The organism is Actinomadura sp. NPDC048032 (assembly GCF_040653175.1).
GTDB classification, from domain to species: domain Bacteria; phylum Actinomycetota; class Actinomycetes; order Streptosporangiales; family Streptosporangiaceae; genus Spirillospora; species Spirillospora verrucosospora.
Map to the genome: position 1 here is coordinate 1 of NZ_JBEZJP010000381.1, position 8166 is coordinate 8166.

General features: G+C 76.0%; 7 protein-coding genes. 1 reads left to right on the plus strand and 6 read right to left on the minus strand.

Features of this window, described 5'->3' with window-relative positions; all coding sequences use genetic code 11:
* The coding region (locus AB0C69_RS33595) for an ATP-dependent helicase (protein ID WP_360358937.1) at positions 1-2288 on the minus strand (2288 nt) is incomplete at its 3' end.
* A 186-nt stretch (positions 2289-2474) separates the two neighbouring features.
* Positions 2475-2915 carry a heme-binding protein gene (locus tag AB0C69_RS33600; protein ID WP_360358939.1) on the minus strand — a complete coding sequence of 147 codons (441 nt, stop codon included), beginning with the start codon at positions 2913-2915 and terminating at the stop codon, positions 2475-2477.
* A gap of 173 nt (positions 2916-3088) precedes the next feature.
* On the opposite strand from AB0C69_RS33600, the gene AB0C69_RS33605 reads away from it, so the two are divergent.
* Positions 3089-4810 carry a helix-turn-helix domain-containing protein gene (locus AB0C69_RS33605; RefSeq protein WP_360358941.1) on the plus strand — a complete coding sequence of 574 codons (1722 nt, stop codon included), beginning with the start codon at positions 3089-3091 and terminating at the stop codon, positions 4808-4810.
* Between the two features lie 25 nt (positions 4811-4835).
* Here AB0C69_RS33605 and AB0C69_RS33610 read toward each other — a convergent pair whose 3' ends face one another.
* The 4 genes from AB0C69_RS33610 to AB0C69_RS33625 all read right to left on the minus strand — a co-directional run.
* Complete coding sequence (locus AB0C69_RS33610) at positions 4836-6194, minus strand: MFS transporter (RefSeq protein WP_360358943.1); 1359 nt, start codon at positions 6192-6194, stop codon at positions 4836-4838.
* Positions 6181-6543, minus strand: a complete 363-nt coding sequence (locus AB0C69_RS33615) for a Rieske 2Fe-2S domain-containing protein (protein ID WP_360358945.1) — start codon at positions 6541-6543, stop codon at positions 6181-6183. Before AB0C69_RS33615 ends, AB0C69_RS33610 begins: the two co-directional genes overlap by 14 nt.
* Positions 6544-6553: 10 nt before the next feature.
* On the minus strand, positions 6554-7771 hold the full coding sequence (locus tag AB0C69_RS33620) for an FAD-dependent oxidoreductase (protein ID WP_360358947.1): 1218 nt from the start codon (positions 7769-7771) through the stop codon (positions 6554-6556).
* A partial coding sequence (locus AB0C69_RS33625; RefSeq protein WP_360358949.1) for a Rieske 2Fe-2S domain-containing protein occupies positions 7768-8166 on the minus strand: 399 nt, incomplete at its 5' end. The genes AB0C69_RS33625 and AB0C69_RS33620, both read right to left, overlap by 4 nt.

Sequence of the window (8166 nt, forward strand, 5' to 3'; positions counted from 1 at the left end):
GGATGGCGGACTACGGCTTCCTCACCCCCTCCACCGAGGAGGCGCGGGTCGGCGGCCGCCGCGCGCCGCAGCGGTTCCGGCCGGGCCGGGTCGCCGACGACGGAACGCAGGTCGGCCACCAGCGCCGACAGCGACAGCCAGCGGGTCTTCTCGTCCAGCTGCGACTGCTCGATCGCGCCGGGGAGCAGCTCGTTCAGGAAGCGGGACGGGCGCTCCTCGGTGTCGTCGCCGCCGACGGCCGTCACCACGAGCCGCCGCCGCGCCCGCGTGACCGCCACGTAGAACAGGCGCCGCTCCTCGTCGAGCATCTTGGCGGCCATCGAGGCGCCGGCGGCGGCGTCCCCGTCGGGCTCGGCCCCGGCCGCGTGCTCGACCAGCTCCTCGACGCCGAGCAGCGACCCGCGCAGCCGGACGTCGGGCCACACGCCCTCCTGGACGCCGGCGACGACGACCACGTCCCACTCCAGGCCCTTGGAGCGGTGCGCGGTGAGGATCCGGACCGCCTCGCCCTCGGGCGCCTGCTCGGCCAGCGTGTCCCCGGCGATCTCCTGGGACGCGATGTTGTCGACGAACAGCTCGGGCCCCGCCTGGGGAAGCCGGTCGACGAACCGCGCGGCATGGTCGAACAGCGCCACCACGGCGTCGAGGTCGCGGTCGGCCGCCGCGCCGCGCGTCCCGCCCTTGACGCTCTGCTCCAGCAGCACGTCGGCCTGGCCGCTCTCCTGCCAGACGGCCCACAGCACGTCCTCGGCGGTGCCGCCGTCGCGCACGCTCCGCCGCGCCACCTCGATCAGGTTCGCGATCCGCTCCGCCGGGGCGCGGACCCTCTCGTGGACCAGAACCAGCTCGCGGGGGTCGTTCACCGCCGCGACCAAGAGCTCCCCGAGTGGGCGCTGCCCGCCCGACAGCTCCTCCAGATCGCGCAGGGCGCGCTTGAGGCGGCGCATGGCGAGCGCGTCGGCGCCGCCCAGCGGCCCGGTCAGGAGGTCCTCGGCCACGACCTCGTCCAGGTAGCCCTTCTTCAGCGCCGCCCGCAGCAGGACGAGGAACGGGCGGACGGCGGGCTCCCCGACCAGCGGCACCTCGTCACCGGCGACCACCACCGGCACCCCGGCCTGGGCGAGCGCCCGCCGCAGCACCGGAACCTGCCGCACGGCGCTGCGCACCAGGACCGCCATCCGCGACCACGGCACCCCGTCGAGCAGGTGGGCGCGGCGCAGCTCGTCGGCCACCAGCGCGGACTCCTGGCTCTCGGAGTCGGCGATGACCGCGCGCACCTCGCCCTCGTCCAGTTCCTCCACCGGCCGCAGCGCGCGGTGCTCGGCGGCGCCCGCCGACCCGGCGGGCAGCCGCCGCGCGATGCGGCGCGACGCGGTGAGGATCTCGGGCCCCATCCGGCGGCACGTCCGCAGCGCCACCACGGGCGCCGGGTCGCCGCCCAGGGTGCGGAAGCGGTCCGGGAACTCCTGGATGCCGCGCACGTCGGCGCCCCGGAACCCGTAGATCGACTGGTCCGGGTCGCCGACCACGACCAGGTCGCGCCCCTCGCCCGCGAGATGGTGCAGGAGGGCCTCCTGCGCGGGGTCGGTGTCCTGGTACTCGTCCACGAACACGGCGTCGTAGGCGTCGCGCTCCCGGATCCGCACCTCCTCGTCCGCGAGCATGCCCGCGGCCATGTGGATCAGCTCGCCGTAGTCGTAGGTGGGGACGGGGTCGAGCAGGAACCGGTCGACGTACCGCTCCATGAACCCGCCGACGGCGGCCCAGTCGTCGCGGCCCCGCAGGCGTCCGAGAGCGGCGAGGTCTTCCGCGGCGTACTGCCGCTCGACCGCGCGCAGGGCGAAGTCGCGCAGCTCCTCGGCGAACCCCCGCGTCGCCAGCGCGGCCCTCAGCCGCTCCGGCCAGTCGCGGGCGCCGTCCGCGAGCTCGCCCTCCAGCAGCCGCCGCACCTCCAGCAGCTGCTCCGGACCGGACAGCAGCCGGGGCGCCGGCTCCTCGTTCAGCACGGCGTCCCGCCGGATCAGCGCGTACGCGTAGCTGTGGAAGGTGAGCGCCAGGGGCGTCCGCGTGGTCCGGTGCAGGCGGCCGGTGATGCGCTCCCGCAGCTCCCCCGCCGCCTTGCGGCTGAACGTCAGGACGAGCACGCGCTCGGGGTCGGCGCCGCGGTTCTCGATGCGGTCGACGACCGCCTCGACGATCGTCGTCGTCTTCCCGGTGCCCGGCCCCGCCAGCACGAGCATCGGCCCGCCGGCATGCTCGACCACCCGCCGCTGCTGCTCGTCGAGCACGGGCGGGACGCTCCGCGCGGGACCCGCGCGTCGCACGAGACGGTAGGAAGCAGACGGCACAACAGTTCATTGGAACAGATCAGCGGGACCGTTCTGACCACAACGCACGCATGTCGCCAGAGAGAAAGACCACCGCCCGCCCCGGGCCTCGTTCGCACCGGCCGTGGCGGGAGGAGGCGAGGCCGCCTACACCGCCACTTTCTCCCTGAAGGCGCGGAGCGCGGCGGCGCCCACGGCCTTGTCCTGCTCGCCGTTGCCGCCGCTGACGCCCACGGCGCCGACGACCTCGCCCTCGTGGACGATGGGGAAGCCGCCCACGAAGATGGCGAACTTGCCCGGGTGCATCTGGTTGATGCCGAAGGCCTCGTTGCCCGGGAGGGCGGGGCCGTTGGGCGGCTCGTTGAACGTGTGGGTGTCGCGCTGGTGGCCGGCGGCGGTGAACGCCTTGGCGATGGCGATGTCCACGCCGGTGAGGCGGGCGCCCGTCATGCGGTGGACCGCGATCGGGTGCGCGCCGTCGTCGGCGATGCAGATCGTCTGCTTGACGCCGATGCGGCGCGCCTCCTCCTCGGCGGCGGTGAGCATGACGAGGGCGTCTTCCAGGGTGAGCCGGTGGACGGTGTGCACGGGGCCTCCAGAGGGGTATTGCCCTATTCAGGTCGGTAAAGCAGGATGTGAGGGACGGTTTCTCCAGGTCACGCCGTCCGCCACGTACCTCTTCCCACCCCGTCAGTCTCGAAGGACCGCGTCCATCGGGGCTATGTACACTTCGCCGAACGAACCCGACGGGATGTGGGCACATGGCACATCACCCTGCGATCGTCACGACCGCCGACGGGCATCTGCCCGTCGGGGCGCTGCTGGCAGAGCCGCTGCTGCGCGGGACGCTCGTCGCCGGACGGGCGGGGCTGGAGCGCGGCGTCGGCTGGTGCCTCCCGCTCTCGGAGACCCGCCGCTGCGCCGGCGACCCCGACCGCGACCTCGCCGGCGTCGCCGTCCATCTGCCGGTGACGGCGGTGGCCGCGCCGGAGGAGGCGGCGGCCGTGGTGGGCGACCTCGTCCGGCGGGACGCCGCCGCGCTGCTGGCGTGGCGGCCGCCCGGCGTCGACTCCGACCTCGACGCGGCGGCGCGGGCCGCCGAGGCCGCGGGCGTGCCGCTGCTGGCGCTGCCCGCGGAGGCCGACTACCGGGCGGTGAGCCGGCTCGTCGGGCAGAAGGCGCTGGCGCAGTCCGCGCACATCCTGGAGTACGGGTCGCGGGTGCACCGCACGCTCGCGGAGGTCCTCGCGCGGGGCCCGGGGGTGCCCGCCATGGCCCGCGCGGTGGTCGGGCTGTCGCGCTGCGGCGTCCTCATCTGCGACGCGGACGGCGAGCGCCTCGCCTGGGAGGAGGCGCCGGACGCCGCGCCGATCGACCCGGACGCGCTGCTGGCCGCGCTGCCCGAGGAGCCCGGGCCGGACGCGCAGGCCGCCGAGACGCGGCTGCGGCCCGACCCGGACGGCCCTCCCGTGCACGTGATCGTCATGCCCGTCCTGGTGGGCGGGGAGGCGTTCGGCCGGATGGTGATGGTGGAGCGGGCGTGCCCGCCCGACCCGCACGACCTGGCGCAGCACCGCGTGGTCGCCGAGCACGGCGCGACGCTGATCGGGTCGGAGATGCTGCGGCAGCGGTCGGTGCGGGCGGCCGAGGAGCGGGCGCGCGGCGACTTCGTCGAGGCGCTCGTGCACGGCCGGTTCGCCGACTCCCACGAGCTGGGCGCGCGGGCCCGCCACCACGGGTTCGACGTGGACGGGCACTTCGCCGTGCACGTGGTGGCGGCGGCGTCGCTGCTGCCCGTCGGCCGCGACTACCTGCGCCGGACGGTGTCGGCGACGCGGACGGCGCAGAACCTCGACCCCGGCGGGTGCGCGCTGACCGCCGCGATCAGCTCGACGATCGTGGTGATCCAGCAGGTCCCGGCGCGGCCGGACCCGAACGGGCAGCGGGCGGACGCCGCCCGGTTCGCCGAGCGGCTGCACCGGGCGCTGCGCCCGCACCTCGGCGACGACCTGCGGGTCGCGCACGGTCGCCCGGGGCAGGGCGCAGCCGGGGTCGCGTCGGGCTACCACGAGGCGCGGCTGACGATGGGCCTCGCGTGGCACACCGCCGCCGAGCCCGTCTGCGGCTACGACGACCTGCGGGTGTTCGCCGCGCTGAAGGACGTGGCGCGCAGCGCGGAGGCCAAGTCGTTCGCCCGCGAGACCCTGGCGCCGCTGCGCCGCGCGAACGGCGGCGACCTGGAGCGGATCGTGCTCGCCTACATCAGGACGTCGGGGAACCTGAACGCGGCGGCGCGCGACCTCGGCCTGCACCGCAACACGATGCTCTACAAGCTCGACCGGGCGTCCCGCGCGCTGCGCATGGACATCCGGTCGGCGGACGCGCAGTTCATGTTCTGGCTGGCGCACCACATCGACACGCTGACCACGGTCACCGGCGCCCTCGACGAGGAGATGGCCCCGCCGGCCGCCGCGCCCGGCTGATCAGGCACCGCCGGTTCCCGGCAGATCAGGTGGGGTCGGGGCCGGCGAAGGACGCCAGCAGCCCGAGCGCGGCGGTCGCGGCGCAGACCGCGAACATGACGCCGAAGGCGGGGGCCCGGTCCAGCACGGCCCCGACCCACGCGGCGCCGAGGGCGGAGCCGCCGAAGCGCAGCAGGTTGAACAGGCCGAGGCCGGCGCCGCGGCGGCCGGCGTCCGAGCGGGTGGCGCCGGTCGCGGCGGGCGTCTGGACGAACGCGACGCCGGCGCCGGTGAGGGCGAGCGCGGCGAGCAGCCACGGGACCGGCCCGGACGCGGCGAGGACCGCGGCGACGAGGACCTGGCCCGCGATGAGGACGAGCAGGCCGCCGCGCAGCACGGCGCGCGGCGACAGCCGTTCCATGAGGACGCCCGTGACCGGTCCCAGCACCGACATCACGACCGGCAGGCTCAGCAGGACGGCCCCCGCGTAGAGGGTGCCGGCCTGCCGCTGGGTGGTCAGGTAGACGGGGACGGCGAGCAGCGTGGCGCCCAGGCAGAACATCTGCGCGAGGACGCTCAGGCAGGAGCGCAGGTAGCGGGTCTCCAGCAGCAGCCGCGGCGGCAGGAACGCGTCGGGCCGCCCGCGCGAGGTCGCGGCGTAGGCGGCGGCGGTGAGGAGGCCGGCGAGCACGCCGCCCCAGACGAGGGGCGAGGTCGCGCCGAGGGTCGCGGCGGAGGAGGTGGCGCCGAGGCCGAGCCCGGCGGCGAGGGTGAGCAGGGCCGCGCCGCGCCGGTCCAGCGGGACGCGCCGGGGCCGCCCCGCCGGGACGAACCGGACGGCCAGCGCCGCGGCGGCGGCGCACAGCGGCACGACCGGCCAGAACACGGCGTGCCAGCCGAACCAGGTGGCCAGGCCGCCGCCGAGCGTGGGCCCGGCGGCCTGGCCGACGCCGTTGGCAGCCGCCCACAGCCCGAGGGCGCGGCCGCGCCGCGCGCCGCCGAACAGCGAGGCGATCAGCGCCATGACCGCGGGCAGCATCGCGGCGGTCGCGACGCCCTGCACCGCGCGCATCGCGACCAGGGAGGCCAGGTCGCCGGCGAGCCCGGCGCCCGCCGAGCCGATCCCGAGCAGCAGCATCGCGGCGAGGAACACCCGGCGGGGGCCGCAGCGGTCGCCGAGCCACCCCGACAGCGGCAGCAGCACGGCGAACGGGAGCGTGAACCCGACGACGACCAGGGTGCCGGAGGAGATCGAGGCGTCCAGGTCGCGCAGGATCAGCGTGAGCGGGACGTTGACGATCGTGTTGGCGACGGTGCCGGTGAACGTGCCGAGCAGCAGCGGGACGAGCGCCGGCCACGGCCCGCGCCCCGTGCCGCGCCCGTCCGCCGGGTCAGGCTCGGCCAACGGGCCGCCGCCGTCGGGGCCCGCCGTTCGCGGCGTCCTCCGGGGGGACGTGCACGAGGATCTCCCCGTCCTCCTCCTTCACCGGGTACACCGCGATCGGCCTGGTCGCGGGCGGGGTGATCGGCTCGCCGGACCCGAAGTCGAAGACGCTGCCGTGGCACGAGCACAGCAGCCCGTCCTCGGTGACCCGCCCGGACGACAGGAGGCAGTCCAGGTGGGTGCAGTAGTTCGACATGGCGTGCACCTCGCCGTCCCAGCGGGCGACGGCGACCTCCGCCTCGCCCACGAAGAAGCGGCGGACGACGCCCTCGGGCACCTGCCCCGAGCGGGCCACGCGCTGGTATTCCATCGGTCGCTCCCTAGCTGAGTGTGTCGAGCAGGTCGGTGAGGTCGGCGTCCTCGTCGCGCAGGGCGCCGGGGTCCAGGACGGCCCCGCGGGCGATGAGCTGCCGGGCGATCGCGAGGTCGCCGCCGCGGTCCACGGTGAACGCGGCGCGCAGCACGCCGTCCGCGAGGTAGAACGCGATGAAGTCGAAGTCCTCGACGCGGCCCCGGACGACGAGCCGGTCCGTGCCCTCGCCGTGCCCCGCGTGCTGGACGGCGTGGCCGAACTGGTCGGACCAGAACCAGGGCGGCGCCGTGTGCGCCGACGCGCCGCCGAGGATGTTCTTGGCCGCCGCCATGCCCTGCGCGTTGGCGTTGTCGAAGTGCTCGGCGCGGACGTGCCGTCCGAGGAGCGGCTGCCACTGGCAGGCCACGTCGCCCGCGGCGTAGACGCCGTCCACGCCGGTGCGGCAGGACGCGTCGACCGCGATGCCGCCGGGGGTCTCGATCCCGGCGCCGGTGACGGGCTCGACGTTCGGGACCATCCCGGCGCCGACGACCACCACGTCCGCCTCCAGGGCCGTCCCGCCGCTGGTGGTGACGACGGCGCCGGACGCGGTCTCCTCGTACCGCTCGACCTTCTCGCCGGTGCGCAGGTCGACGCCGTTCGTGCGGAGCATCGCGGCCATCAGGTCGCCCATGGGCTCGCCGACGACGTGCCCGAGCGGGCGCCCTGCCCGCTCGACGACCGTGACGTGCGCGCCGCGGTCGAGCGCGGTGGAGGCGACCTCGCAGCCGATGAACCCGGCGCCGACCACCACGACCCGCGCGCCCGGCCGCAGCTCGCCGCGGAGCCGGTCGGCGTCGGCGACGGTGCGCAGGTGGCGGACGCGCTCGCCCTCGACGCCGGGCAGCCGCCGGGGGCGCCCGCCGGTCGCGACGAGCAGGGCGTCGCCCCGCAGCACGGTGCCGTCCGCCAGTTCCAGGGCCCGCTCGGCGGGGCGGATCGCGGCGGCAGCGACGCCGAGCCGCAGCTCCACGTCGTTGGCCTCGCACCATTCGGGGGTGAGCAGGCACAGCTCGTCGCGGTCCTGCTCTCCCGCCAGGTACTCCTTCGACAGCGGCGGGCGCTGGTAGGGCGCCTCGTGCTCGGCGCCGACGAGGGTGACGCGGCCGTCGAAGCCGCGGCGGCGCAGCGTGCGGGCGGCGACCGCGGCCGTCTGCCCCGCCCCCGCCACCAGGACGTCTCTCATGAGGGGTGCTCCTCCGACAGGATCCGGGGCCGCGGGTCGACGTAGACGTCGTCGCCGTCGACGCGCACGGCATGGCTCGGCTGGCATTCGTCCCGGCCCTCGATCTCGCCGGTCTCCGGGTCGAACACCCACTGGTGCCCGGGGCAGATCACCCGTCCGTTCAGGACGGCTCCCTTGGACAGCGACCGCTGCTTGTGGACGCACACGTCGTCCAGCGCGTAGACGTCGCCGCCGACCAGGAAGAGCGCGATCCGCCGTCCCCCGACGGTCACGGCGAGGCGCCGGCGCCGGCGCACCTCGGCGAGCGCGGCGGCCCGCACCCACTCGCCCGTCTGCAGTGTCACGGTCACCGTGTCGATCGGCACCCGCCCCGCCAGGCGCCCCGCCACGTACCC